This window comes from Arthrobacter sp. C2, from assembly GCA_024207135.1.
GTDB lineage: Bacteria > Actinomycetota > Actinomycetes > Actinomycetales > Micrococcaceae > Paeniglutamicibacter.
Genome location: CP042428.1, coordinates 547,893 through 572,928 on the forward strand (window position 1 = coordinate 547,893; position 25,036 = coordinate 572,928).

Annotated in this window: 21 protein-coding genes; 6 read left to right on the plus strand and 15 right to left on the minus strand. The window is 65.4% G+C overall.

Annotation, left to right across the window (positions count from 1 at the left end):
* Window positions 1-30: 30 nt before the first annotated feature.
* The 3 genes from nrdI to nrdF all read left to right on the plus strand — a co-directional run bounded on the left by nrdI (window position 31) and on the right by nrdF (window position 3,763).
* A complete protein-coding gene (gene nrdI, locus FPY90_RS02530) occupies window positions 31-513 on the plus strand; it encodes a class Ib ribonucleoside-diphosphate reductase assembly flavoprotein NrdI (protein ID WP_498683633.1) in 483 nt (160 codons plus the stop codon).
* Window positions 510-2,651, plus strand: coding sequence for a class 1b ribonucleoside-diphosphate reductase subunit alpha (gene nrdE / locus FPY90_RS02535; protein ID WP_175475546.1), 2,142 nt, complete (start codon window positions 510-512; stop codon window positions 2,649-2,651). The genes nrdI and nrdE overlap by 4 nt, the downstream gene beginning before the upstream one ends.
* 131 nt (window positions 2,652-2,782) lie before the next feature.
* Window positions 2,783-3,763 (plus strand): class 1b ribonucleoside-diphosphate reductase subunit beta, encoded by a 981-nt coding sequence (gene nrdF, locus FPY90_RS02540; protein ID WP_307580671.1) that lies wholly within the window; start codon window positions 2,783-2,785, stop codon window positions 3,761-3,763.
* A gap of 348 nt (window positions 3,764-4,111) precedes the next feature.
* Here the strand turns inward: nrdF and FPY90_RS02545 are convergent, their stop codons facing one another.
* Window positions 4,112-4,945 carry a formate/nitrite transporter family protein gene (locus tag FPY90_RS02545; protein WP_498683636.1) on the minus strand — a complete coding sequence of 278 codons (834 nt, stop codon included), beginning with the start codon at window positions 4,943-4,945 and terminating at the stop codon, window positions 4,112-4,114.
* 224 nt (window positions 4,946-5,169) lie between these two features.
* On the minus strand, window positions 5,170-5,772 hold the full coding sequence (locus FPY90_RS02550; protein WP_498683637.1) for a helix-turn-helix domain-containing protein: 603 nt from the start codon (window positions 5,770-5,772) through the stop codon (window positions 5,170-5,172).
* A 110-nt stretch (window positions 5,773-5,882) separates the two neighbouring features.
* Here FPY90_RS02550 and FPY90_RS02555 point away from each other — a divergent pair, with 110 nt between their 5' ends.
* Window positions 5,883-6,845, plus strand: a complete 963-nt coding sequence (locus tag FPY90_RS02555; RefSeq protein ID WP_498683638.1) for an NAD(P)/FAD-dependent oxidoreductase — start codon at window positions 5,883-5,885, stop codon at window positions 6,843-6,845.
* An 88-nt stretch (window positions 6,846-6,933) separates the two neighbouring features.
* On the opposite strand, the gene FPY90_RS02560 is transcribed toward FPY90_RS02555, so the two are convergent.
* The 11 genes from FPY90_RS02560 to FPY90_RS02610 all read right to left on the minus strand — a co-directional run bounded on the left by FPY90_RS02560 (window position 6,934) and on the right by FPY90_RS02610 (window position 19,537).
* Window positions 6,934-8,112 carry a serine hydrolase domain-containing protein gene (locus FPY90_RS02560; protein ID WP_498683641.1) on the minus strand — a complete coding sequence of 393 codons (1,179 nt, stop codon included), beginning with the start codon at window positions 8,110-8,112 and terminating at the stop codon, window positions 6,934-6,936.
* A gap of 8 nt (window positions 8,113-8,120) precedes the next feature.
* Entirely contained in the window at window positions 8,121-9,857 is a 1,737-nt protein-coding gene (locus tag FPY90_RS02565) for a dipeptide ABC transporter ATP-binding protein (protein ID WP_498683643.1), read from the minus strand.
* A gap of 2 nt (window positions 9,858-9,859) precedes the next feature.
* Window positions 9,860-10,741, minus strand: coding sequence for an ABC transporter permease (locus FPY90_RS02570; protein ID WP_498683645.1), 882 nt, complete (start codon window positions 10,739-10,741; stop codon window positions 9,860-9,862).
* The gene (locus FPY90_RS02575) at window positions 10,738-11,685 is read right to left on the minus strand and encodes an ABC transporter permease (RefSeq protein WP_071216510.1); all 948 of its coding nucleotides are present in this window, start codon (window positions 11,683-11,685) and stop codon (window positions 10,738-10,740) included. The genes FPY90_RS02570 and FPY90_RS02575 overlap by 4 nt, the downstream gene beginning before the upstream one ends.
* 8 nt (window positions 11,686-11,693) lie before the next feature.
* Complete coding sequence (locus FPY90_RS02580; RefSeq protein ID WP_498683646.1) at window positions 11,694-13,214, minus strand: ABC transporter substrate-binding protein; 1,521 nt, start codon at window positions 13,212-13,214, stop codon at window positions 11,694-11,696.
* 115 nt (window positions 13,215-13,329) lie between these two features.
* Window positions 13,330-13,770, minus strand: coding sequence for a thioesterase family protein (locus tag FPY90_RS02585; protein WP_498683647.1), 441 nt, complete (start codon window positions 13,768-13,770; stop codon window positions 13,330-13,332).
* Window positions 13,767-14,741, minus strand: coding sequence for a 3-hydroxyacyl-CoA dehydrogenase NAD-binding domain-containing protein (locus FPY90_RS02590; protein ID WP_498683649.1), 975 nt, complete (start codon window positions 14,739-14,741; stop codon window positions 13,767-13,769). The genes FPY90_RS02585 and FPY90_RS02590 overlap by 4 nt, the downstream gene beginning before the upstream one ends.
* Window positions 14,742-14,743: 2 nt before the next feature.
* Complete coding sequence (locus FPY90_RS02595) at window positions 14,744-15,631, minus strand: beta-keto acid cleavage family enzyme (protein ID WP_209908178.1); 888 nt, start codon at window positions 15,629-15,631, stop codon at window positions 14,744-14,746.
* The gene (locus FPY90_RS02600) at window positions 15,628-16,506 is read right to left on the minus strand and encodes a TetR family transcriptional regulator C-terminal domain-containing protein (RefSeq protein WP_071216479.1); all 879 of its coding nucleotides are present in this window, start codon (window positions 16,504-16,506) and stop codon (window positions 15,628-15,630) included. Before FPY90_RS02600 ends, FPY90_RS02595 begins: the two co-directional genes overlap by 4 nt.
* A 497-nt stretch (window positions 16,507-17,003) precedes the next feature.
* The gene (locus tag FPY90_RS02605) at window positions 17,004-17,834 is read right to left on the minus strand and encodes a PhzF family phenazine biosynthesis protein (RefSeq protein WP_498683652.1); all 831 of its coding nucleotides are present in this window, start codon (window positions 17,832-17,834) and stop codon (window positions 17,004-17,006) included.
* A 158-nt stretch (window positions 17,835-17,992) separates the two neighbouring features.
* On the minus strand, window positions 17,993-19,537 hold the full coding sequence (locus tag FPY90_RS02610) for a DUF4357 domain-containing protein (RefSeq protein ID WP_071216481.1): 1,545 nt from the start codon (window positions 19,535-19,537) through the stop codon (window positions 17,993-17,995).
* 297 nt (window positions 19,538-19,834) lie between these two features.
* Here FPY90_RS02610 and FPY90_RS02615 point away from each other — a divergent pair, with 297 nt between their 5' ends.
* On the plus strand, window positions 19,835-20,470 hold the full coding sequence (locus FPY90_RS02615) for a dihydrofolate reductase family protein (RefSeq protein WP_071216511.1): 636 nt from the start codon (window positions 19,835-19,837) through the stop codon (window positions 20,468-20,470).
* Between the two features lie 112 nt (window positions 20,471-20,582).
* Here FPY90_RS02615 and poxB read toward each other — a convergent pair whose 3' ends face one another.
* A complete protein-coding gene (gene poxB / locus FPY90_RS02620) occupies window positions 20,583-22,307 on the minus strand; it encodes a ubiquinone-dependent pyruvate dehydrogenase (RefSeq protein WP_071216482.1) in 1,725 nt (574 codons plus the stop codon).
* Between the two features lie 193 nt (window positions 22,308-22,500).
* On the opposite strand from poxB, the gene FPY90_RS02625 reads away from it, so the two are divergent.
* Window positions 22,501-23,331, plus strand: coding sequence for a thioesterase family protein (locus FPY90_RS02625; protein WP_083411492.1), 831 nt, complete (start codon window positions 22,501-22,503; stop codon window positions 23,329-23,331).
* Here FPY90_RS02625 and FPY90_RS02630 read toward each other — a convergent pair.
* A complete protein-coding gene (locus tag FPY90_RS02630; protein ID WP_498683654.1) occupies window positions 23,300-24,937 on the minus strand; it encodes a S53 family peptidase in 1,638 nt (545 codons plus the stop codon). The two genes, FPY90_RS02625 and FPY90_RS02630, sit on opposite strands and share 32 nt — an antisense overlap.
* Window positions 24,938-25,036 lie beyond the last annotated feature (99 nt).

A 25,036-nucleotide genomic window follows, 5' to 3' on the forward strand; every position in this document is an offset into this window, starting at 1 on the left:
CCGATTCGAGTAATTGCGAGGCGATCAAAAATGCCTAGTTCAGCGTTGGCCACACCACCAATGCATGACCACGCCGTGCTGGCGGAGGTACTTACCAACAGCAACTTGATCTATTTCTCCTCGGCTTCCGGTTACACACACCGGTTCATGGAAAAACTTGATCTGGATTGCGCCCGCATTCCGTTGAAGAACAGCGATCCACACCTGGTGGCGAGCGAGCCGTTCGTGCTTCTGCTTCCCACCTACGGTGGCGAAAAGGGAGAGCGGTCGATCCCGCCGCAGGTCGTAAAATTCCTCAACGATGTACGCAACCGAAACCTGTTACGAGGAGTAATAGGTGCCGGAAACACCAACTTTGGAACCACCTATTGCTTGGCCGCGATCAAGATCGCAGCCAAATGCAAGGTTCCGCTTCTATACAAATTTGAACTGATGGGCACTCCAGAAGATGTGACCCGAGTTCGCGAAGGATTGGAAGTCTTTTGGACACGAAAGTCGCAGAACCTGAAATGAAGCAAGATTCTAAGGAATTGCCCGCAGCTTTTCAGGGCCTGGGTTACCACGAGCTGAACGCCATGTTGAACCTGTACGGTTCCGACGGACGCATCCAGTTCGAGGCAGACCGTGCCGCAGCACGTCAGTACTTCTTGGAGCACGTGAACAACAACACCGTGTTCTTCCATGACCTCGACGAGAAGCTCGAATACCTGGTCAAGCACGAGTACTACGAGCGCGAGACGCTCGACCAGTACACGATGAACTTCATCCGTGATCTCTACCGCGGTGCCTACGCCAAGAAGTTCCGCTTCGAGACTTTCCTGGGCGCCTTCAAGTTCTATACGTCGTACACCTTGAAGACCTTTGACGGCAAGCGCTACCTCGAACGCTACGAGGACCGGGTCTGCATGGTTGCCCTGCACCTGGCCCGTGGCGACGAGAAGGTGGCCATCGCCCTGGTCGACGAGATCATCGAGGGTCGCTTCCAGCCGGCGACCCCGACGTTCCTGAACGCCGGCAAGGCCCAGCGCGGCGAGCTCGTTTCCTGCTTCCTGCTTCGCATCGAAGACAACATGGAATCGATCTCCCGTGGCATCAACTCCTCGCTGCAGCTTTCCAAGCGCGGCGGCGGTGTCGCCCTGTCGCTGACGAACGTCCGCGAACACGGTGCCCCGATCAAGCAGATCGAGAACCAGTCCTCCGGCGTCATCCCCGTGATGAAGCTTCTCGAAGACAGCTTCTCCTACGCCAACCAGCTTGGCGCACGCCAGGGTGCCGGAGCGGTCTACCTCAATGCCCACCACCCGGACATCCTGCGCTTCCTGGACACCAAGCGCGAGAACGCCGATGAGAAGATCCGCATCAAGACCCTTTCCCTGGGCGTCGTGGTTCCGGACATCACCTTCGATTTGGCCCGCAAGAACGAGGACATGTACCTGTTCTCGCCTTACGACGTCCAGCGGGTCTACGGCGTGCCCTTCAGCGACATCTTCGTCACCGAGAAGTACTACGAGATGGTCGACGATGCCCGCATCAAGAAGACCAAGATCAATGCCCGCGAGTTCTTCCAGACCCTGGCAGAGATCCAGTTCGAGTCCGGTTACCCGTACATCATGTTCGAGGACACGGTAAACCGCGCCAACCCGATCAAGGGCAAGATCTCGATGAGCAACCTGTGCTCGGAGATCCTGCAGGTTTCGACCGCCTCGGAGTACAACGAAGACCTGAGCTACGACACCGTTGGCAAGGACATTTCCTGCAACCTCGGGTCGATGAACATCGCCAAGGCGATGGACGGCAAGAACCTCGGTGCCTCGATCGAAACCGCCATCCGCGCGCTTTCGGCCGTCTCCGACATGTCGTACATCAACTCGGTTCCCTCGATTGCCCAGGGCAACGCCAAGACCCACGCCATCGGCCTGGGACAGATGAACCTGCACGGCTACCTGGCCCGCGAACGCGTCCACTACGGCTCGGAAGAAGGGTTGGACTTCACCAACATCTACTTCTACACCGTGGTGTTCCACGCGCTGCGTGCCTCGAACCTGCTGGCCATCGAGAAGAACGAGGCCTTCGACGGCTTCGCCGACTCGAAGTACGCCACCGGCGAGTACTTCGACAAGTACACCGAGGCCGAATGGGTTCCGGCCACCGAGCGCGTGCGCGAGCTCTTCGCCGGGATCGACATCCCGACGCAGGACGACTGGCGTGCGCTGAAGGCCTCCGTCATGGAGCACGGCATCTACAACCAGAACCTGCAGGCCGTTCCGCCGACCGGGTCGATCTCCTACATCAACAACTCGACCTCCTCGATCCACCCTGTGGCCGCGAAGATCGAGATCCGCAAGGAAGGCAAGATCGGGCGCGTGTACTACCCGGCTCCCTACCTGACCAACGACAACCTGGAATTCTACCAGGATGCGTACGAAATCGGCTACGAGAAGGTCATCGACACCTACGCCGTTGCCACGCAGCACGTGGACCAGGGCCTGTCCCTGACCCTGTTCTTCAAGGACACCGCCACGACCCGCGACATCAACAAGGCACAGATCTACGCATGGAAGAAGGGCATCAAGACGCTCTACTACATCCGCCTGCGCCAGATGGCCCTCGAGGGCACCGAGGTCGAGGGCTGCGTTTCCTGCGCACTCTAAGAGCTGCCGATTCACCCAAGGTGGCCAGGTAGCGATAACCTGACGACCGACTGCGTACGACGGCGGGTAACCACCCGCCGTCGTACGCGCACCCGCAAAACCCAAAAACTTTAGTATGAAGAGGGACGGAAATGACTGAGAAGCTAAAGCTGGCCAGCCACGTCGAAGCGATCAACTGGAACCGCATCCAGGATGACAAGGACGTCGAGGTTTGGAACCGCTTGGTCAACAACTTCTGGCTGCCGGAGAAGATCCCGCTGTCCAACGATGTCCAGTCGTGGGCAACGTTGACCGAGGCCGAGAAGCTGCTGACCATGCGCGTTTTCACCGGCTTGACCCTGTTGGACACCCTGCAGGGCACCGTCGGCGCGGTCTCGCTGATCCCGGACGCGCTGACCCCGCACGAGGAAGCCGTGTACACCAACATCGCCTTCATGGAGTCGGTGCACGCCAAGAGCTACTCCTCGATCTTCTCGACCTTGGCCTCCACCAAGGAAATCGACGAGGCGTTCCGCTGGTCGACCGAGAACGAGAACCTGCAGAAGAAGGCCCAGATCATCGAGGGCTACTACTACGGCGAGGATCCGCTCAAGCGCAAGATCGCCTCGACGCTGCTCGAGTCGTTCCTCTTCTACTCCGGCTTCTACCTGCCGATGTACTGGTCCTCGCGCGCCAAGCTGACCAACACCGCAGATTTGATCCGCCTGATCATCCGTGACGAGGCCGTGCACGGCTACTACATCGGCTACAAGTTCCAGAAGGGCCTCGAGCTCGAGGGGGTCACCGAGGAGCGCAAGCAGGAGCTGAAGGACTACACCTTCGAGCTGCTCTTCGAGCTCTACGAGAACGAGGTCCAGTACACGCATGACCTCTACGACGGTGTCGGCCTGGCCGAGGACGTCAAGAAGTTCCTGCACTACAACGCCAACAAGGCGCTGATGAACCTGGGCTACGAAGCCATGTTCCCGGCATCGGTCACCGACGTGAACCCGGCGATCCTTTCGGCGCTGAGCCCGAATGCGGATGAGAACCACGACTTCTTCTCCGGGTCCGGATCCTCCTACGTGATCGGCAAGGCCGTGAACACCGAAGACGAGGACTGGGACTTCTAAGCCCCACCGCAACCGTTTCGGCCCAAGGGCGCCAGCTTCCCGCAACGGGAAGCTGGCGCCCTTGCTTTGTCCCGGCCTTGGTGAGCGGGCACAATCCGGGGCGACGCGGGGATTTGCATTATGAAATCCTGCCGCGCCCGATGAAGGTGCCGCCGCGGCGTAGTTCGGGAGCAGCGTCGAATAGGCGCAAAGCCACCGGTCGTCCTGTGAATGAAAGTTTCGGTCACCTACTCATCGGCAATGAATGACGATCCTCGCCAGCTAGCCCTGCAGGTGCAGTGGGCCAGCCGAAGTAGCTGTTTCGTGAACCTTTTTACACGTCGCGAAGGTACGACTCCTTTGACCCTCTCACCGTGCCGCATCCGGATCCTCGGGGGCGTTCTCCCGGCGCTCGAGAATCAGCTCCTTGTTGCGCAGCAATCGCAGCGAGGTGACCAGCAGCAGCCCGCCAAGAACGTTGAACAGAAGCGTGTAGCCGAACCAGCCCAGCCAATCCAGGTAATTCACTTGGACCCCGGCATGGATAGCGCCGAAAATCAGCAATGAATCCAGGATGGCATGGAACAACTGCAGCCCGGCAAGCAGGAAACCACAGGCTACGGACACCACCATTTTTGCCAGATCCGAGTCGGTGCCTTGTTGCATGCGTGTCATCAGCGTAATGGTGCTGCCGCCCAGCACCGCCAGGCAGACCGACTGCCAGTTGAACCCGGCCTCCACGAAATGCCTGGCGGCGGTTTCCAGTTCGGGTTTCCATTGCGGGAACGCCTGTACCACGAGCCACATGAAGGCCCAGCCCCCGACGAGGTTCATCAGCAACGTTCCGCCCCACAGCTTGGCGAGCTGGCTGAGGCTGGCCTCCTTGGCGGCAACCGCGGCGATCGGCACCAGGAAACCCTCGGTGAAAAGCTCGCTCTTGGCAAGAAGCAGGGCAATAAAACCGATGCCGAAGGCAAGTCCCGCCAGCAGGTGGTTGTCGGTCTCGTGCAGCACCGCCAGATAGGCCATGACGCCCAGGCCCACTTCCATGCCGCCAAACGCCCCGGTGACCAACACCGTGGTCCAAGTTCTTGCCAGCCGTTGGGCACCTTCTTCGACAATTCGGTTGAAAGACTCCTCGATTTCTTCTTCAACAGGAGCGTCGTTGTTGCCGAGTTGTCTCCGTCGCTCGGTTCCGCTCATCTTGTCCGCCTTCCTGATGGTTCAAGCTATCGAAATTTCTGGAGTCCAGGGGATACCTGCGGGTGACGGACCCTTTGAGAGGAGCCGCGAAGAGTGATGTAGGCAACTAGCCGGTTTGAGACCACACTAGCGGGTTGGATCGTCTCGCCGGGTGCGATCCGACAGGTGATTTCCGTGTAGCCGTGTGCTGCAACAATCTGCATAGACATTGGTGTCCAAGCACCTTAGGAAGTCACTGCAATCTTTTTGGCGGGCCGGGCGCGCACATGCATGCGCTCTCCCTGTGGTCCGAAGAGGCTGAGGAACTCCACCGCGTTGTTGTCCGCTCGTCCAAACCAGTGCGGGGTGCGCGTGTCGAATTCTGCCGCCTCGCCGGCGGGCAGGATCAAATCGTGCTCTCCCAGCCGCAACCGAAGCTTGCCCCTGAGGACATAGAACCATTCGTAGCCCTCGTGGGTCTGCAGTTCGGGGTTGGCCATCGGCTTGCCGGCGGGGATCAGGTGCTTGAAGGCCTGCAGTCCGCCTCCCGACCCGCGGCTCAACGGCAGGATGGTCATGCCGTGGTGGGTGATCGGCTTGATGTGGATGCGCGGATCCCCGGTGGCCGGAGCGCCAACCAGGTCGTCCAGGGGCACTCCGTGCGCGCGCGCCAGTGGAAGAAGCTGTTCCAGAGTCGGTCGGCGTTGGCCCGATTCCAGCCGCGAGAGTGTGCTCACCGAGATCCCGGTTTCATCCGAAAGTTCCTGCAAGGTGGCCTTGTTGTTCAGCCGCAAGCTGCGCAGGCGGGAACCAACCTGGGCGAGCGTGCGTTCGACGTCCTGTTCCATGCCCCCATTTTGCCATACCAGCAAAATAGGTTGCACTTTTGCGGAGGGCGGAGGCATCGTTGAATGTGCACACGGAACCAGCCGTGCGGCAAGGCCAAGGAGTTTGAACCATGGACACGATGCAACCGGAATACGACGTCGCAATCATCGGCGGGGGAGCGGCAGGCCTGAGCGCCGCGCAGGCGCTGGGGCGTTCGCGCCGCAAGGTCGTGGTCATCGATGCGGGCGAACCGCGAAACGCCCCCGCCGAGGGTGTTCACAACTTCCTCACACGCGATGGTGTGCCGCCGCTCGAATTGCTCCGGCTGGGACGAGAGGAACTTGAGCCCTACGGCACCGAGTTCCGCAACGGCCGCGCCATGGGTTTCGGGCGCGACGACGCGGGATTCACCATCGCCCTCGACAGTGGGCGGGAAGTTTCGGCAAGGCGATTGATACTGGCCGCCGGGATCAGGGATACGCTGCCCGAGGTCGAGGGCCTTGCCGAGTACTGGGGCAAGAACGCGCTGCACTGCCCGTATTGCCACGGCTGGGAGGTCAGGGACCGGGACATAGCGGTTCTCGACAGTCCCTTTGCAGTCCACCAGTCCCTGATGTTCAGGCAATTGAGCGATCGGGTCACCTTGTTCACCACACCGGACCGTGTTTTTGAGGCGGCGGAGCGGGAACGGCTGGAAGCACGCGGCATCGAAATCGTGCCGCGGGAAATCAACGCGGTGCGCGGCGAGGGCACCCACCTGACCCATCTGGTCTTCCGTGACGGAAGCGAGCAGGCGGTCGATGCCCTCGTCATCATGCCCCGTTTCGGGGTTGAGATCCCGGGACTTGCTGCGTTGGGGCTGCAGGCCACCGTGCACCCATCGGGCATCGGCACCTATGTGGCCACCGACGAACTTGGCAAGACAGCCGTTCCGGGATTGTGGGTGGCGGGGAGCTTGAGGGAGCCCATGGCCCAAGTGGTCATGGCTGCCGCCGACGGACTGCGTGTGGGAGCCCAGGTCAACGCGGAGCTGATCGAGATGGAGATCGAAGCGGCCGTAGCGGCTCGACGCGCCGAAGCGGCCACCGTCTAGAACAGCGGTGATCCTTGCCGCGGGGCCGGTTCCGCCCGGCCGCCGCGCCTCGGTGGGCCATGGCAAGAGGGGCGCAGTCCTCGATGGATCAAATGGTGCGGGCCAGGGCCCCCAGCAGGTCCTTTGCCCGGCGGTCCTGATCCTCTGCAAGCATTTCATTGGTCAAGAACGAGAAGCCGATGTTCTTCCCGGTCCATGCTCCGTGCAACCCGCCTCCGGCCCCGGAATGGCCGAAGGCCGGGGTGACCGGACCGTAGGTCCCCAAGGGATCGGCCAACTCGTAGCCAAGCCCGAAGCGCAGGGGTCGGTCGTTGACAGCGTCCACGCCCTCGGACCAGGTCGCCGTGGAGGAGTGCAGCCCCTGGGCGGAAACCAGCGGTGAAAGCGGCGCGGCCAGTTGCGAATAGAGGGATGCCATCGCATCGGCGGTGCCGATGCCGCCGCCGGCTGCCATCTCCGCACGTCTCATCTCCAGCGAATTGAACGGGTCCCCGTCACCGGTGAGGGAGCCGGCATACATCCGGTCCACGATCTTCCGCCGCTCCGGGTCCTGGAGGAACGTGGAAATCGCGTAGTCTTTCGAACGAAAAATGGTTGCCAGCCGCTCGTCCAGGAATTCGGGGAGCCCCAGATGCAGGTCCAGGCCGAGGGGTTCGGCGAGCAGTTCGCGAACGAGCTGCCCCGGGGTCTTTCCCGTGACCCGGAAGAACAGCTCCGCCACCAGGTATCCATAGGTCAGAGCGTGATAGGCGACCTTGGTGCCCGGTTCCCACAAGGGGGACTGGGCTGCCAAGACCGCGGCCACGGCACGGTTGTCGTAGCGAAGGCGCAGCCCCGGGTCCGGGTCGACGTAGACCAGGCCGACGGTGTGGCTGAGAACGTGGGCCACCGTCGCCTCCTGCTTGCCCGCCGCCGCGAATTCAGGCCAGTAGGAGGCCACGGTGGCGTGGGGGTCCAGAAGATGGCGGTCGACCAGGATCGCGGCGATGGTGGCCATCAGGCCCTTGGTCCCGGAAAACAAGACAGCCATCGTTGATTCCGTCCACGGGCGCGACACCCCGGTGCCTGCGGCGGGGGAATCTCCGTCCCTGACGGTGGTGCCTCCGTAGAAGCGGGCCAGAGGCCGTCCTTCGCGGTACACGCACAGTGCCATTCCGCCGTCCGCGGCCGCCAAGTGCCGTTCGAAGACCCCTGACAGCATCTCGAACCCGGCTTGGGGCAACCCGTCATTGTGGCTGGCAAACGGCTTTTCGCGTGGTGCATTCATGGTGTTCCTTACTTGAACGTCGGGACGTTGGCCAGCAATTCCTGCGTGTAGCGGTGCTGCGGGTTGTCCAGGACCTCGTCGGTGGTTCCGATGTCCACGATCTTGCCCTTTTGCAGGACCGCCAGACGCTGGGAAATGTGCCGGGCCAGGGCAATGTTGTGCGTGACAAAGAGCATCGACATGTTGTGGTCAGTCTGCAGCGTGCGCAAAAGATCCAGTATCGAGGCCTGCACCGAGACATCCAGGGCGCTGGTGATCTCGTCGCAGACCAGCAGCGAGGGGGCGTTGACCAGCGCGCGGGCAATTGCAGCACGCTGGCGTTCGCCGCCGCTGAGGTCCCCGGGGCGGCGTTCCATGAAGCGTTCGCCGAGCTTCACCTGGTCCAGGGCCTCGAGCACCAGGGCGCGGCGCTTGCGCTTGTCGCCGATTCCTGACATCTGCAACGGGACGCCCACGGATTCGGCAATCGTCCGGCGCGGGTTCAACGAGGAGAACGGCGACTGGAAGACGTACTGGATGCGGCGCCGGTCCTCGGAAGAACGTGCCCGCGTGCCGGTGGCCAGTTCCTCGCCGAAGAGCTCTATCGAGCCGGTGTAGGCGTCGTTGAGTCCCGCCACGCAGCGCGAGAGCGTGGTCTTGCCGGACCCCGACTCGCCCAGCAGCATCATTGACTCACCCTCGAGCAGCTGGAAGCCGATCCCGTCCAGGACCTGGTGTTCCCCGTATGAGAGGGACAGGTCGCGCACGCGCATCAGCGGGTGCGGAGCTGCCGCAACGGGCGTGGCCCGTGGCCCGGTGCCGAACAGCAGCTTGGCATCGTCAACGAGGGATGTGGCGCCGGTGGTGTCCGGGACCCCGTGCGGGCCGGGGACGACCAGCGGCTGTTCGCCGGTGATTGCCTCCACCTGGCCCACGCGGCGCTTGCCGGCGAGGTCGGGAACCGCGGCAAGAAGCCTGCGGGTGTAGCCGTGCCGCGGAGCGTAGAGCACCTGGTCGGTGGCCCCGTGCTCAACGATGTCGCCCGAGAGCATGACGGCGACCTCGTCGGCGATCTGCGCCACCACGGCCAAATCGTGGGTGATGTAAAGCCCCGCCACCTGGTGCCGTTCGGCCAGTTCGTCGATTGTTTGCAGCACCACGGCCTGGGTTGTGACGTCCAGGCCGGTGGTCGGCTCGTCGAGCACAATCACCGACGGGCGGCAGGCGAATGCCATGGCAATGCCCACGCGCTGCTGCTGCCCGCCCGAAAGCTGGTGGGGATAGCGACGCTGGTAGGCGCGGTCGTTGGACAGCCCAACCTCGGCCAGGACTTCGGCAACCCGCAGCCGGCGGTCGGAATCGGTGGCACCGATTTGGTGCACGCGCAGGGTCTCGGCAATCTGCTCGCCGATGCGCATGGACGGGTTCAGCGACAGTGCCGGGTCCTGGGGCACATAGGAGATGGTCTTGCCGCGCAAGCGCCGCAACTGGTGATCCGGCAAATCCAGGATGTTTCCCGCTTCCCCACCTCCCAGGGACACCGTCCCGGTGCCCTTGGCCAGCCCCTGCCGGAAATGCCCCATGCAGGCGAGCCCCGCGGTGGTCTTTCCCGAGCCGGATTCGCCGACCAGGGCCAGGATGCGCCCGGGCTGCAGGGTGAAGCTGATCCCGTGCAGGATTTCCACCCCGGCATCGGTTTCCACCCGCAGGTCCGTGGCGCACAGTGCACTGGTGGTGACCTGGGTTTCCATGGTGTTGGTGCTCATGCTCAGTTCCCCGCATTCATGTTGGCCGAGGCCCGCGCGAGCGAGTCGGTCAGGAGGTTGGTTCCCACGGTCAGCACTGCGATGGCCGCAACGGGCAGGAGCACGCCCCAGGGCTGGACGACCAGTGCGATCCGGCTTTCGTTGATCATCAGTCCCCAGTCCGCGGTGGGCGGTTGCATGCCCAGTCCCAGGAAGGACAGCGCGGCGACAAAGCCGATCGAGTAGGTCATGCGCAACCCGAGTTCGACCATCAATGGACCGGTGATGTTGGGCAGGACCTCGGTGAGCAGGATCTTCCACTTCGGCACCGCGTACATTTCACTGGCACGGATGTAGTCCTCGGTGATCACCGACGCGGTGGCCGAACGGGTGACCCGGGCAATGCGCGGGGCGTGGGTGATCCCGATGACCACCACGAGCACCCAGCCCTGCGGGCCCAGGACGGTGATGGCCAGCAGTGCGAAGACCAGCTGCGGCAGGGCCAGCAGCACGTCGTTGCCGCGCATGACCAGTGCATCGACCCGGCCGCGGGAATAGGCAGCGGTCATGCCCACGGCAACCCCGACGACCATGCCCAGCGCGGTGGCGAGCGCCGCATAGACGATCAGTCGCAACCCGCCGTCGAGGAAGCGCGAGAGCACATCCCGGCCCAGGTTGTCGGTGCCGAACACGCCGGTGTCCGTGAACGGGCGTCCCGTGAACTCGGTGCTGGTGTGCCCGGTCAGCCAGGGCAGCAGCAGCGGGCCGGCCAGGGCGACCAGCAGCACGGCCAGGGTCAGGACCATGCCGACCTTGGCCTGCCGCTGGCGCATCATTCGCGCCAGGAGCCGCGGCGGGCGGGAGACGGCAACGCCCTGTTCAACTGCATCATCGAGGGTGCTCATGCGGCTTTCTCCGTGCGTAGTTTCGGATTCGTGAAGATTCCCACCAAATCGGCCAGCAGGTTTACCACGATGTAGGCCGCGGCGATCAGGATGGACAGCGCCTGCACCACCTGCACGTCGCGGTTGGCGACCGCATCCACCAGGGCCTGGCCGATGCCGGGGTACCTGAAGAGGAATTCGATCACGACCACGCCGCCGGCCATCCACGCCAGTTGGATCGCGATGACCTGGGCGACCGGGGCCAAGGCGTGCGGCACCGCGTGCCGCAGGACCACCTGGCGCTCGGGCACCCCCTTGAGGCGTGCCATTTCCACAAACCCGGAATCCAGGACCTCAAGCATGGTGGCACGCATCATCCGGACAATGTACGGGGTCACCACCAGGGCAAGGGTGATGGTCGGCAGGACCAGCTGCACCGGGTAGTTCCACACCGCCTCGCCGGGCGGTGCCATGGTCACCGAGGGAAGGATCTTGAACACGGAGGTCGAGAACAACGCAACCAGTCCGATGCCGATCACGAACTCGGGCAGGGAAGCCAGCACCAGTGAAATGCCGGTGCTGGCGTTGTCGAAGGCGCGCCCGCGCTTCAGGGCGGAGAAGGTGCCCACGATGATGCCCACCGGAATGGAAATCAGTGCGGCCAGGCCCATCAGCACCAGCGAGGATTGGATGCGGTCGGCCAGCAGCGCGGTGACCGGGCCGCCGGTGGCCGCCGAATATCCGAGGTTTCCGGTGAACAGGCCGCCAAGCCAGGTGAAGTACCTGACGAAGACCGGGTCGTTGAGGTTCATTTGCTCGCGCAGCGCGGCCAGCCGTTCGGGGGTGGCCTGCTGGCCCAGGATGGCCTGGGCGGGGTCGCCGGGCAGCAGCAGCGTTGCCACAAACACCAGCACTGAAACAATGAAGAGGATGATCAGGCTGACCAGCAGCCGTTTGGCTATCATTCGGGTGATCACTTGGTAACTCCGATCCACGCGCGGCGGAACTCGAAGCCGGACAGTGCCAGGCCGGTCTTGTTCGGAATCAACCCCGCCACGTATTTCTGGTAGGCGTCTGCCTGGTTGGGGTGGCCCCAGATGATGTATCCGCCGCGTTCGTATTCGATCTCCTGTGCCTGGGTGATCAGTGCATTGCGTTTGGTTTCATCGACCTCGGTGGTGGCGGCCTCGACAAGCTGCAGGAATTCCGGGTCGTCCCAATGCGTTTCGTTGAACGGACTGGCGGGCAGCGAACTGCTGTTGACCTGGGGCAGGAAATTGCGCGTGTACCAGAAGTCCTGGGCGAAGGTCCACGAGAGGTAGTCGTCGCCGAAGAAGGTGGTGGTGTCCACCCTGCGGATCTTGACCCGGATCCCTGCCGCCTTGGCTTGCTGGGCGAACACCTGGGCCGCTTCCACGGCACCGGCCTGGATCGGTGCCGTCACCAATTCGATATCCAGTCCGTCGGGGTACCCGGCCTCGGCAAGCAGTTCCTTGGCCCTGCCGATGTCCTGGGTGCGTTGGGGCAGGTTGCCGGCGTAGCCGGGGTCGAATGGCGCGTAGAGGTCGTTGCCCAGGGCCCCGTTGCCGCTCAGCACCTGTTCGATCATTTGTTGCCGGTCCACCGCCAGGCGGAAGGCCTGGCGCACCCGGACGTCGTCGAAGGGGGCCTTGTCGATGCGCATCGTGAACGGAAGCCAGGCCCCGGTCTCGGAATTCAGGATGCTGATGCGGGGGTCGGCGGCGATGACTTCCAGCAGGGCCAGCGGGATCTGGCCGATTGCATCGACCTGGCTGGAGAGCAGGGCATTGAGCATGGCGTCGTCGTCCGAGAAATTCAGGATGACCAGTTCATCCAGGTACGGCTGGTGGTCGCGCCAGTAGCCGGCGTTGCGGACGAACACCGAGCGGAGCCCGGGATCAAAGCTGGAGGCCTTGAACGGTCCGGTGCCAACGGGGTGGGCCACGTCGAAGTCCGCCGGGACGATGCCCAGGGCGTACTGCCCGAGCGAATCGTCGAACGTGGCGGTGGGCGTGTTGAGCCTGAACTCGACGGTCAGGTCGTCGATGACCTTGACCTCGTCGAGGATCGAGAGGGCCGCGGCCCCGCTCTTGGGGTCCTCGGGGTTGGTGACCCGGGCAAAGGTGGCGGCCACATCGGTGGCGGTGAGGGGCCGGCCGTCATGGAACTTCACCCCGGGCCGCAACGCGACGGTCCACACCCTGGCCGTGGCATCCGGGATGGCGCTAAGGGCCAGTAGGGGCTTGAGCGCGAAATTCTCATCCCGGTACAGCAGCGATTCGTACAGGTTCACCACGCGGGCGATGTCGGTGGTGCTGACGGGGGAGTGGGGATCGAGGGTGTCCGCGGCCCCGCCGCCGGCCAGGCCCACCCGCAGCGATCCTCCCCTCAGCGGTTCCCCGGCGGGGGCTTCCAGCACAGAGGCTTCGGGCGAACCGCAAGCGGTGAGCAGCAAGCCCAGTCCCAGGGCCACTCCACCGCCCAGAAGCGCTCGGCGGCTTGGCGCGGGCCCGGAGCCCGGCATTCGTTCAAATGGTGATGTAGCGGAATTCAAGGCGTACTCGATTCTTGTGAAGGGCGCGAAGGATTCAGGCGGTGATGGACCGGCCACTCCAATCCGGGGTCCCATGCGGGTGTCCGGCAATGCGCCCCAGGATGTCGGCCGGGAAGGGAACCGTTCCACCGGTTCCCTGGTCCACGTGCAGGCCCAGCACTTCTTCCGTAGCAATAAGTTCGGCCCCTCGGCGCATTTCGTGGGCCAGGTGCAGCTTCTTTGGCCCCGATGCAACGATGACGGTGGTGATGTCGAGCTCCTCGTCGAGGGAGGCCTCCCGCAGGTAGCGCACATGCGCTTCGACCGTGTACAGCGAACGGGCGCTGGAGCGGCGGTAGGACTCGTCCATGCCCAGCGCGTCCATGGCGGCGGTGGTCGCGTCCCCGAAGGCCAACACGTAGTAGGCCTCGGACATGTGCCCGTTGTAGTCGATCCACTCGGGCTTCACGGCGCAGCGGTATGGGGGCAGGCTCATGTGTTGCGCACCCGGCCCGGATTCCCGATGCCATCGATCGCCTGGCGCACGGCAATGATCGCCGCATCGCGGGCGGCGACCAGCTCGGCGATGGTGCGCCCGGCGGCCTCGTCGTCGCAGCCGTCGATCACGTCCCGGCGGAGCTTGTCCGTCAGTTCCGGGGCCTCGAGCCGGGTCCAGGGGGACTTCAGCGACGGGCCGAAGTGGTCGAGCATGTGGGCCATCCCGCCCTCGCCCCCGGCAAGGTGGAAGGTCAGCATGGGGCCCTGCAGCGGCCAGCGCAATCCCGGCCCGTCGGTGATGGCCAGGTCGATCTGTTCCACGGTTGCCTCGCCGTTGTCGACCATGTGCAGGGCCTCGCGCCAGAGGGCTTCCTGCAGCCGGTTGGCAATGAATCCGGGAACCTCGCGGTCCATGGTGATCACGGACTTGCCGATGAACTCGTACCAGCCCGAGGCCCATGCGGTGGCCCTCGCGTCGGTGTCCCGGCCGCCAACGACCTCGACCAGCGGGATCAGGTAGGGAGGATTGAACGGGTGGCCAACGACCAGCCGGGACGGGTCGGCGGCGTCGACGGCCATTTCGGTCATCCCGTAGCCGGAGGTGGAGGAACCAACGACCACGTTCCCGGGGGCCGCCGCGGCGATGCGCGCCAGCAGGTCGCGCTTCAGCGCGAGGTCCTCGGGCGCGCTTTCCTGGATGAACCCCACGCCTTCCAGGGCCTCGGCCAGGTCGGCGTGGACGGTGAAGTTGTCCTTGGACGCGTTCCCGGCCAGGCCGAGCGCGGTCAGGGCCGGCCAGGCGGCGTCGATGAGCCGGCGCAGTTTCGCCTCCGCGTCGGGCGAGGGGTCCCAGGCGCGCACGGCCAGCCCGCGGGAGAGGAAGTAGGCGGCCCAGCCGCCGCCGATGGTGCCCACGCCGACGCAGGCCACGGTGGTGATGTCGGTGAATTTCGGGTAGTTGCTTTCCATGCCTAGGCCGCCTTGTCGAGCTTGAGGATTTCACGGGCTTCGTCGGGGGTGGCCACGGAGTGGCCCATCGACTCGACGATGTCGATGGCGCGCGCCGTCAGTTGCGCGTTGGTGGCCTTCACGCCGCGCGAGAGGTAGAGGTTGTCCTCGAGGCCGACGCGGACGTGGCCGCCGAGCAGCACCGATTGGGCGACCCAGGGCAGCTGGTTGCGGCCGATGGCGAACGAGGTGAACTCGGCGCCGGCGGGCAGCATGTTCACCATGGCCTGGAGCAGGCCGGAGTCGACCGGGGCCCCGTAGGGGATTCCCATGCACAACTGGTACAGCGGCGGGGGAGCGATGAGCCCCTCCTCGACCATGACGTTGGCAAACCAGAGGTTGCCGGTGTCGAAGATTTCCATTTCCGGCTTCACCCCCAGTTCCCGGATCCGCGCCGCGCCCTCGCGCAGCATGTCGGGGGTGCTGACGTAGAGCTGGGAGCCTTCGCCAAAGTTCAGCGAACCGCAGTCGATGGTGCAGATTTCGGGGCGAAGTTCCTCCACGTGTGCCAGTCGCTCGAGTCCGGAGACCAGGTCGGTTCCGGGCAGGTGCACGGTGGGGTTCGACGGGTCGATGAACAGGTCCCCGCCCATGCCGGCGGTCAGGTTGATGACCGGGTCCACGTCGGAGGCCGCCACCTGGCGGACCACCTCGCGGTACAGGGCCACGTCGCGCGAGCCCTGCCCGGTGGCGATGTCCCTGACGTGGATGTGGACCACGGAGGCCCCCGCCCTGGCGGCCGCGATGGCGTCGGCGGCGATCTGGTCCGGCGTGACCGGGACGTGCTCGCTGCGCGAGGTGGTGTCCCCGGCGCCGGTCAGGGCGCAGGTGACAATGATCTTGCGGCTCATGGTGTGGCTCCTTGCTTCTTGATGATGTTTCTGTCGATGTACCCGCACACATTTGCGAACATCTGACTCGAAGTCAGTTGGCCGGTCAGCACTTGGATGCCCATCCCGTCAAACATGGCGGTCAGTTCGGCGGTGAGGGTGGACGGATCGTGGTCTATGAAGTGACCGGTTGCCTGGCCGCTGGCGATGGTTTCCCGCACCGTCGTCACCCACCGCCGGTACCCGCCGGAGTGGGTGTCCAGGCCCTCCTCGTTGACGGCCAGCTTGGTCCAGGTCTGCATCCAGATCGACCATTCGGCGCGGCCCTCCAGGCCCAGCGGCAATTGCAGTTCAATCAGCCGCTTGAGCCGGCTCACGGGATCGGAGATGGGTTGAAGTTCGGCGACCTGGCGGTCGTAGGCGAGCTTCACCGAATAATGCAGTGTTTCGGCGAAGAGTGCCTGCTTGGTCGGGAAGTAGTAGTGCACGGTCGGCGTGCTGATCCCGACATCCTTCGCGATGTCGGCCATGCGGACCGCGGCAAAGCCCTGCTGGGCGAAGAGCCACCAGGCGCGCTTGATGATGCTGCGACGGCGCTGGGCATGCTTTTCGTCCTCCCGGTGCCGGGCCGGAAGTATCCCGGGCGAGGGTACCGCCGAGGGTGCCGGCGCCGAGTCCGAGCCGGTGATCAGCCAGTTGGCCGTGACGCCGGTGACGGTGGCCAGCGCCACGATTTCCTCGCTGGTGAATTTCCGTGTCCCGCGCAGGGACTTGGACAGCTTGGATTCCTCGAAGCCGGTCAGCTTCGATATTTCGCGCTGGGGCAGGCCGGTGTTGCGAATGGCCTCACGGGTACGGTCGGCAATTGCAGATGGGCGCGTGTCGGGTTCGTGCATCCTGCCACACTAGGCCAAGGTTTGCGCTTTCCGCAATAGAACTGACTGCAAGTCAGTTCAAAGTTGCGATTTTGTTGTCGGATTTTTGCTTAGTGGTGTTGCTTCTGGGGCGTGGCAAGGAACCACCGGGCGAATCTTTGTGGGACGCCGCCGCATGCCGCCGCCTGCTCGAAGATCCGGTGCAGGTAGGAGGCGGAGAAGGCCGGTCGGCATCAGGGTTCCTGCCGGTCGGTCACCGCGTCGATGTTGAAGTTGCCGTCGTTGGCCAGCGCCCCACACAGGGCCCCGGGAAGCTTCATGGGATTCGCCACCGGAGCCCGCGGGCTTGAGGGCACCCGATCGCCTGTTGCCTTCGGGGCGAGGCGCTCGGAAGGCTGGCCGGGAGCAATGCAGGGGGTGTTTCAGTGACCCGCCGGGCGGCATCCGGATGCAAAGAATGCTGGATTCACTTCATCGCGGGCAGGCCGCATGTGCACCGGGAATCCGCCTGCAGGCCTCTAGATCTCGATCGTGCCGGCGATGCAGCCCCGGGCGTTTCCGCCAACCCAGATGGCACCGTCTTCGACGTTGATGTGGATCAAGCCTCTGCGGCCGAGCACCTGCCCCTGGGAGGCCACATAGTTCCGGGGAGCGATGCCCGTATCGGTCAGCCATTGCGCAAAGCCCGCGTTCAGGCTTCCGGTCACGGGATCCTCCCACACCGCCTCTCCTCCAAAGAAGGCGCGCACCTCGAATTGCGACTCGGACCCGGCTGCATGCGGACCGATCACGCCGATTTCGAGATCGTCCAGTTTTCCGGGATCGGGACGCAATGCCAGCACGGCCTCCGCGGAGCGAAGGCGTACGCCCAGCCACCTGGGGCCGTTGACCAGCCACGAAGAATCAAGGATGTCTGCGCGCGGGATCTCCAGGGCCTTGGCAACACGGTCGAGGTCGACTTCCGTGACGGCAGCGTATCGGGTCAATGGCGGAGCCTCGAATGCCATGCGCCCCTCGGCAACACGCACCCGCACCAACCCTGCGGCGCACTCCTGCACAACCAGCCCGTGCGCGGGCACGGTGCCGCCGGCATCGAGCCAGGCCCTGGCCGAACCCAGTGTCGGGTGCCCGGCAAATGGCAGTTCTTCCTTGGCGGTGAAGATCCGGACCCGGTAGTTGGCCTCGGGATCTTCAGGGGGGAGCAGGAAGGTGGTCTCGGAGAGGTTGGTCCAGTTCGCAAACTGTTGCATGTCTTTGGTGCTCAGCCCTGCGGCATCATGCACCACGGCCAGCGGGTTTCCCCGGTATGGTGCTGCTGAGAAGACGTCAACCTCGCTGTACCGGCGCATTTCCGTTCCGCAAATTTAGCAGGAATCCCAGTGGACGCCATGTTTTCAAAGCGGCCGCGTCCACAGGTGAGCGTCGATGGCGGGTATTGCCCGGGGGCCGGGTTCCCGGGATTCGGGGTGAACCCTGCCGGGGCCGGAGGGGATGCATGGAGTCGCCGTCAGGACGCTTGGCCGTCCGGCGGCCGACCGTGGTGGCCAACGCGCACCCACGCCGGACCGCCGACGGCCTTGGCGCGAATGGCCCGCGTGGCAGCGGCGAGCGACACGAAGGCGTGGTCCTCGGCGAAGGCCAGGTAGCCGCTGTCCGGCTGGGCCACGAGGACCCCGGAGGAGAGCAGCTCCCTGCGGAATTCGTTGGTTCGCACGGAAACGCTTGCATGCGACCGTGCCCGGGCCAGCGAGCCCTTGAGCACCACGGCGGTGCCGTCTGGCAGGACGACCGCCTCCGCATGAAGGCCGCCGGCGGAGCCGAGCTCGTGGGTGGCCGTTCGCGTTGCGGGGATGGGCCCGGGCTGTCGTGGGGCGGCTGGGGACGCGAGCTGTTTTGTCTCGAGGTGATCGGCGGTGAGCCGGAGAAGCTCGGCGGTCAGGTTGCTGCGTGAGCGCATCAGGATGATGAAACTGATCACGAACGTCAGCAACAGGGGGAGTGACGCTGCGATCCAGGCGATCTGGCCGCCGTACGGCGTTTCGAGGGAATCGGGGTGCAGCGCCCCGATCGTGGGGACCAGGGCAATGACGGAGATGACCAGTCCGATCGCACCGTAGGCGTATGACTTCTGCCGGTCGAAGCGGTCGCGGAGCTTGTGGATCCGCTCTTCCTTCCGTGCACGTGCTGCATCCCGGGCCCTGCGCGCCTCGGCTTCGGCGCGCCGCTGCCGTTCCGCCGCCTCGCGTTCCTCTTCGAGCGACCCTTCCCGCTGTTGCGCCAGCGCTTGTTGAAGCACGGGGATGACGGTTGTGGCATCGGCATGGAGCCGGCGCAGTTGCCCGACGAGCGGCCCGACCGGGTCGGATAACGTCCCGGGCGCCGGTACCTGCGTGCCGACGGAGACGTAGGTGCTGGTGATTCGGTGGAGCAGCGCGGTTCCCGACACCTGCCAGAAGGTGAATTCGGCCTCGTCGCCAGCGGCGGGACCCTCGGCCCAGCTGCGCAGCCCCTGGGCCAGCCGGTTCACGTTGGCCTCAAGCCCGAGCCGAAGGATTGCGGGGTACTCATGGCTCGCGGATTCGATGCGGCTGAAGGAAGCGACGGGCCGGCCCGGCGCGGGGGAATCCACCAAAAGGCCGGCCCAGTCCCACAAACAGTCCCCGTCGGCCTGCTGCGCCCCGTCCCGATGCGGTGCAGCGAGCGGGAACCGGGGGAAGATGTCCGGAAGCCTCATCCCTCCGGCCCCGCTTCCCTGGAGCAGGGAAGCGATGGTTTCGGCGAGCTCGCCGCGCGTGATTTTCTCCGGGGACGGCGGGGCCGTGGTTCCGGTGGACTCGATCGTGACGACCGGGCAGCACCCCTGGATCCACCAAAGTTCAAGGGTCAGGGCCTCCGGGGTTCCGGCGGCCGGGAAGGAACGTTGGGCACTCGGCAGGTCGGAGTCGCTGGAACCCGGGAACGAGGAGAAGGGAATCGGATCGGTCCGGGTCCCGAGCGGTGCGTGCCCGAGGTCGGGATCGTGCTCGAGATCCACTGCAAAGGCGATTTTCATGGTCCCCCACCTGCGGTTGATGTTTAGAACATCCTAGTGGGGAACCATTTCTTAGGTGGCAAGCACTGCCTTGCCGTGCCTGGCGGGATTTTCACGGTGCGGTTGCCTGGATGGTTGGCGGAACTGGCCAGGGCGGATCCTTCCATTGAACTTCGATGGGCCCGGGCCTAGCATTGCTGGCACGGGCACCGATGCAGCACCCGGCAGGCGCGGTGCCGGTGGAGCCCGGAAACGAACCGGCTGTCCTCGGCAGAGGGGCCGGCAGAGGAATGCGTCGATCGGATCGGGGAGAGCGTCATGGGCGGGACTGCGGCAGGGGCGTCGGCGGCGGAGCTGATGGTGGACCTGATTATTTCCCTGGACGGGTATGCCTCCGCCGAGGGATGGCCCGGCTGGTGGGGCCTGGAGGCACCGGAATACCTCGCCTGGCTCGAACGGGAAGGGCAGAAGCAGCACACCTACCTCCTGGGGGCGAACACCTACCGGCTGATGTCCGCCATGTCGGCGGAGGCGGCGACCGCGGATTCCGGATTCTCCGAGACCGAAGCTGCCAGCCTGACGGGCCTTGCCGGGGTTCCCAAAGTCGTCTTCTCCTCGTCCCTGCGGGCACCCCTGAACTGGCCGAATTCGAGACTGGTGGGCGGGGACGCGGTCGAGGCCGTGGCCGAGATGAAGCGGAGCGGAAACGGACCGATGAGCACCCTCGGGAGCCTCAGCCTGAGCCGGTCGCTACTGGCAGCGGGCCTCGTGGACCGGTTCCGGTTGGTCATCTTCCCGGTGATCACGGGCCGGACCGGCAAGGAACGCATCTATGACGGGTATCCGGACGTGGCACTCGAGATGGTGGACAGCAGGACCTTCGACGGACGGCTTCAGCTGCTCGAATACGTCCCCACCGTGCTCAGCAGTCCGCCGGGCACCGCACCGAAGTAAGCCCGTCCGCCGCGGGGCCGTCATGGACGGTCTCTCCTTGTGGCCAACGCCGACCCCGTCCGGCAGGAGCCGGAGGACGCGGTTGCGGCGCTGCGCCCCGGGGCCCCGCGGGCTAGAAGAGCTGGCGCCAGTTGGTGGCAGCCAGATCCAGCAGTTCGTCTCCCTTGCCTGACATCACGGTCCGGATTGCATAGAGCGCGAAGCCCTTGGCCTGCTCCGCGGTGATGGCCGGCGGCATCGACAGTTCCTGCCGGTCGGTCACCACGTCGATGAGGGCCGGGCCCTCATGGGCCAGCGCCTCGCGCAACGCCCCTGGCAGGTCCTTGGAATTCTCCACCCGGAAGCCGCGGATTCCCAGTGCCGTGGCGACGTCGGCGAAGTTCGGGTTTTCGAGGTCGGTGGCAAAGGTGACGAAGCCGGCCGCCTTCATCTCCAGCTCCACGAAGTTCAGCGACGAGTTGTTGAAGACCACGATCTTCACCGGCAGCTTAGACTGGACCAGGGTGAGCAGGTCGCCCATCAACATGGCCAGCCCGCCGTCGCCCGAGAGCGTCACGACCTGCCGCTCCGGGTGCGTGGCCTGGACCCCGATGGCCTGCGGGATCGAATTGGCCATGGAGCCGTGGCTGAAGGACCCGAGCAGCCGGCGCTTGCCGTTCATGGTGAGGTACCGGGCGGCCCAGACGACCGGGGAGCCGACATCGGCCAGGAACACCGTGTCTTCGTCGGCCAGCTCGTCCAGGGTGCGGGCCAGGTATTGCGGGTGGATCCTGGTGCCCTTGCGCGTCGGCGTGGCCAGGTCGTCGAGCTTCTCGCGGGTCTTGCGGTAGTGCTTCTGCGCGTCGGCCAGGTGCGTGGTGTCGGTCTTCCGCTCAAGCAGCGGCGCCAGGACCTCCAGGGTGTCGGCCACCGTGCCGACCAGGCCCGCGTCGATCTTGGTGCGCCGGCCCAGCTGCTCCCCGCGCACATCGACCTGGATGATCTTCGCGTCCTGCGGGTAGAACTGCTGGTAGGGGAAGTCGGTGCCCAGCAGCAGGATGGTGTCCGCCGCGTCCATGGCCCGGTACCCGGAGGCGAACCCAAGCAGCCCGGTCATCCCGACGTCATAGGGGTTGTCGTACTCGATGTGCTCCTTGCCGCGCAGCGCATGCACCACCGGAGCGCCGAGCAGGTCGGCAATCTGCATGACCTGCGCGTGGGCACCCGCCACGCCGGCGCCGGCCAGGATGGTGACCCGCCGGCCCGCGTTGAGCAGGCCGGCTGCAAGGGCCAGGTCCTCGGGGTGGGGGAGCACCGCGGAGCGGCTGGCGGTGATCACGGAGGTCCGGGTGCCGGTTGCCTGCGCCAGGGCGACGTCGCCGGGCACCACCAGCACCGCCACGCCGCGGCGCTCGATCGCGGTCCGCATGGCGATTTCCAGCAGGCGCGGCATCTGGTCCGGGGTGGAGACGACCTCGCAGAACACGCTGGCCTCGCGGAAAAGCTCGGCCGGGTGGGTTTCCTGGAAGTAGTTGCTGCCGATCTCGGAGCTGGGGATGTGGGCGGCGATGGCCAACACCGGGACCCGGTTGCGGTTCGCGTCGTAGAGGCCGTTGATTAGGTGCAGGTTTCCCGGCCCGCAGCTTCCGGCGCACACGGCCAGGTTCCCGGTCATCTCCGCCTCGGCCCCGGCGGCGAACGCGGCGCTTTCCTCGTGCCGCACACCGAGCCAGGAGACGGATCCGTCCTTGCGCATGGCATCGGTCAGGCCGTTGAGCGAGTCCCCGGCCACCCCGTAGATCCGTTTGACCCCGTTGGCCTTGAGGGTGGCGATCATGTTTTCGGCGACAGTGCCCATCGGTATCTCTTCCTGCTGGTCGGGACGATTGTTCCCCACCCTATGCGGGCGGCGCGGGGCCCGCCAAGGGGGCGGTGCCGGCCACCGGGATTCCTGGCCCGGCCCGGATTGTGGTCCGGGTCGCATTGCTGGCTAAGCTGAATCCCGGAAACACGGTGGCGACGTCGCCACGGGAACAAGGGAACCAAGGACCATGACGCATACGGCTGCCGAGCAGAACCTTCCGGAACTCGCGGTGGGCGAGTTCTATTACGAGCCAACAGGGGAGGGCACCTACCGGTCCACGGTGCACGCCCAAGGCGCCTGGAACCCGCATGAGCAGCACATGGCCCCGGCCACCGGGGTGCTGGTGCACGAACTGGAACTTTTCGCCCCGCGCAGCGACATGCGCATGGCGCGGGTGTCCCTGGACATCTACGGGATCATCCACGGCGGGGAATTCGAGGTCAAAACCCGCATGCTCCGCCCGGGCCGGACCATCGAGCTGATCGAGGCGGAAATGGTTTCGCGCGGCCGCACCTGCATCGTCGCCCGCGGCTGGAGGCTCACGACACTGGACAGTTCCGCGGTGGCAGCCACCGAGGATGCCGCGGTGGTGCACCCCGAGGAGCTTGAGGCCTTCGCCGGCATGACGCCGTGGCCCGGCGGGTACATCGAGGGCCTGGAATTCCGCGGCGCGGACGGCCACCGCCCGGGCAGGGGCATCGTGTGGATGCGCAACAACTTCGAGATGGTGGCCGGAACGCACACCTCGGACCTGGTGCGGCTGCTGGGCATGGTCGACACAGCCAACGGAGTGGCGCCCCGCGTGGAACCGGGACCCGAATCCTGGATGTTCCCGAACGTCGACCTGCAGATCCACATGCATCGCGGGCCGGTGGGCCAGTGGCTCGGGATCCAGGCCCAGCAGACCTACGGCACCGATGGCATCGGGCTGACCAGCGCGGTGCTGCACGATGTGCACGGGCCCTTCGGGCGCAGTGAACAGATCCTCACGGTGCGTCCGGCCCCGGTGCAGAAATAGCGGCAACGGAACCCCGGATCCGAACGGCCAGGGCCGTGCCGATCGGCACCCCCAGGCCTGTGCAGGCATCCCAGCCGGCCGTGGCCAGGTAGGTTCCGTTGTTTCCGGCGATGATGTCGCGGAACCCGGAACCCGTGGTGCCCGCGGGCGCGGCCGCATAGAGGGCCGGTTGAAGCAGCCCGCCGCCGTGCCCGGAGGTCCCGGCCAGCCGCGCCAGCAATGCCGCCCAGAGCGGTGCGACGGCGCTGGTGCCGCCGATGACCATGTCGCTGCCGTCGATGCGCACCTTGTAGCCGGTCCGCGGGTCCGCCACGGCGGAGACGTCCGGAATGCCGCGTCCGTCCAGTGCCGTGGCGGGTGCGGTGCCGGTGGCCACGCTCAGGTGGCCCTGCCATGCCGGGACGTCGAAGGCATCCGAGACCCCGCCGCCGGTGGCAGAATGCGCCGAGTCGTTCCACACCGTTTCCGAGGCCGCCTTCCCGGTGAGCGGATCCGCCAGCAGGCTCGTGCCCCCGCATGCCAGGGCGTGCGGGCTGGAGGCGGGGAAATCTGCATGGTTCTTCCCGTCGGGCACGTTGTCTGCGCTGCCGTTGTCGCCCGCGGCCGCTGTCACCGTGGCTCCCAGCAGCGTGGCGTCGACGAAGGCTTCGTCCATTTGGGTGCGGGCCTGCTCCGTCCATTGGTCCTCTGACTGCCCCCAGCTGATGCTGATTGCCGCCGGGGTGGGGGAATCGTGGGCAGCCCGGGCCACGGCGTCGATGAACCCGGCGTCGGTGTTGGGGGCAAAATAGACCTTGATCTCCGCCTTCTGGGCCAGGGCCCCGGCGACCTCGATGTCCAGCAGCACCTCTCCGTCGGCACCCTGCGGGTCTGCTCCGGGCACGTTCGAGGCCCCGTCGACACCGATGGCGGTGACCTTCGGAACCGGGATGCCCAGGGAGGAGAAATAGGCTTGCAGGTCGGCCATCCCGTAGCCGCCGCCAAGTTCGACGATGGCGATCACCGTTCCGTTGCCGTCGGCTCCTGCGGGGAAGTCGTAGATGCGGGCCAAGTCGAGCGGGGTGTAACTGGCGCTTTGGGTGGCTGCCGGGGAGAAATGAAACCGGGGACGGGCCGCGGGCCTGTCATCGAGTCCGAGCACCGCGGTGATGATTCCATCCAGCTCCGCAGGGACGGACAGGTCGCCGGTGCGGCGGCGCCGCGATGCGGGGGCGTTGCCCTGGAGGATTTCCAGCCGGGTGCCGAAAATCGCCGCCAGGGTCCCGGTGGTTCCTCCGACACGAAGGCAGCGCGTTTGGGGATCGGCGTGGATGATCCGGGCGCCCAACGCGCTGAGGGTTCGGGTGGCCAGCTCGATGTCCGCGGGATCTGCTCCGTGGCCGGTTCCGGGGTCGCCGTCCGGTGGGCCGCCGGGAAGATGCTGTTCGGAAACCGGCCGCCGGCGACGCAGGTAGATGCTGATCTCGATTTCCTGGTCATCGGGAGCCGAAACACGCAGGCCCGGCGTGGCAGCGGGTCCGGGCTCGGGGCCGCGTTCGCTGCCCTGAAGCGGAACGAAGGCCGGTGAATCCTTGGAATGGCTGGAGTGGTTGGCGTCGGTGTTCATGGTGTTGACCGTTTCGGGCTGCAGGGGGGATGGACGGGGTTGCCAAGCTCAAAGATTCCATCGCCGCTCCTGTCTTGATGCTACGACCGGGCGCGGGCT

What these genes read in the sequence shown, in the direction of transcription:
- nrdI (WP_498683633.1), top strand. Translation starts at nt 31, where the DNA reads ATGCCTAGTTCAGCGTTGGCCACACCACCAATGCATGACCACGCCGTG.
- nrdE (WP_175475546.1), top strand. Translation starts at nt 510, where the DNA reads ATGAAGCAAGATTCTAAGGAATTGCCCGCAGCTTTTCAGGGCCTGGGT.
- nrdF (WP_307580671.1), top strand. Translation starts at nt 2,783, where the DNA reads ATGACTGAGAAGCTAAAGCTGGCCAGCCACGTCGAAGCGATCAACTGG.
- FPY90_RS02545 (WP_498683636.1), bottom strand. Translation starts at nt 4,945, where the DNA reads ATGAGCGGAACCGAGCGACGGAGACAACTCGGCAACAACGACGCTCCT.
- FPY90_RS02550 (WP_498683637.1), bottom strand. Translation starts at nt 5,772, where the DNA reads ATGGAACAGGACGTCGAACGCACGCTCGCCCAGGTTGGTTCCCGCCTG.
- FPY90_RS02555 (WP_498683638.1), top strand. Translation starts at nt 5,883, where the DNA reads ATGGACACGATGCAACCGGAATACGACGTCGCAATCATCGGCGGGGGA.
- FPY90_RS02560 (WP_498683641.1), bottom strand. Translation starts at nt 8,112, where the DNA reads ATGAATGCACCACGCGAAAAGCCGTTTGCCAGCCACAATGACGGGTTG.
- FPY90_RS02565 (WP_498683643.1), bottom strand. Translation starts at nt 9,857, where the DNA reads ATGAGCACCAACACCATGGAAACCCAGGTCACCACCAGTGCACTGTGC.
- FPY90_RS02570 (WP_498683645.1), bottom strand. Translation starts at nt 10,741, where the DNA reads ATGAGCACCCTCGATGATGCAGTTGAACAGGGCGTTGCCGTCTCCCGC.
- FPY90_RS02575 (WP_071216510.1), bottom strand. Translation starts at nt 11,685, where the DNA reads ATGATAGCCAAACGGCTGCTGGTCAGCCTGATCATCCTCTTCATTGTT.
- FPY90_RS02585 (WP_498683647.1), bottom strand. Translation starts at nt 13,770, where the DNA reads ATGAGCCTGCCCCCATACCGCTGCGCCGTGAAGCCCGAGTGGATCGAC.
- FPY90_RS02590 (WP_498683649.1), bottom strand. Translation starts at nt 14,741, where the DNA reads ATGGAAAGCAACTACCCGAAATTCACCGACATCACCACCGTGGCCTGC.
- FPY90_RS02595 (WP_209908178.1), bottom strand. Translation starts at nt 15,631, where the DNA reads ATGAGCCGCAAGATCATTGTCACCTGCGCCCTGACCGGCGCCGGGGAC.
- FPY90_RS02600 (WP_071216479.1), bottom strand. Translation starts at nt 16,506, where the DNA reads ATGCACGAACCCGACACGCGCCCATCTGCAATTGCCGACCGTACCCGT.
- FPY90_RS02605 (WP_498683652.1), bottom strand. Translation starts at nt 17,834, where the DNA reads ATGCGCCGGTACAGCGAGGTTGACGTCTTCTCAGCAGCACCATACCGG.
- FPY90_RS02610 (WP_071216481.1), bottom strand. Translation starts at nt 19,537, where the DNA reads ATGAAAATCGCCTTTGCAGTGGATCTCGAGCACGATCCCGACCTCGGG.
- FPY90_RS02615 (WP_071216511.1), top strand. Translation starts at nt 19,835, where the DNA reads ATGGGCGGGACTGCGGCAGGGGCGTCGGCGGCGGAGCTGATGGTGGAC.
- poxB (WP_071216482.1), bottom strand. Translation starts at nt 22,307, where the DNA reads ATGGGCACTGTCGCCGAAAACATGATCGCCACCCTCAAGGCCAACGGG.
- FPY90_RS02625 (WP_083411492.1), top strand. Translation starts at nt 22,501, where the DNA reads ATGACGCATACGGCTGCCGAGCAGAACCTTCCGGAACTCGCGGTGGGC.
- FPY90_RS02630 (WP_498683654.1), bottom strand. Translation starts at nt 24,937, where the DNA reads ATGAACACCGACGCCAACCACTCCAGCCATTCCAAGGATTCACCGGCC.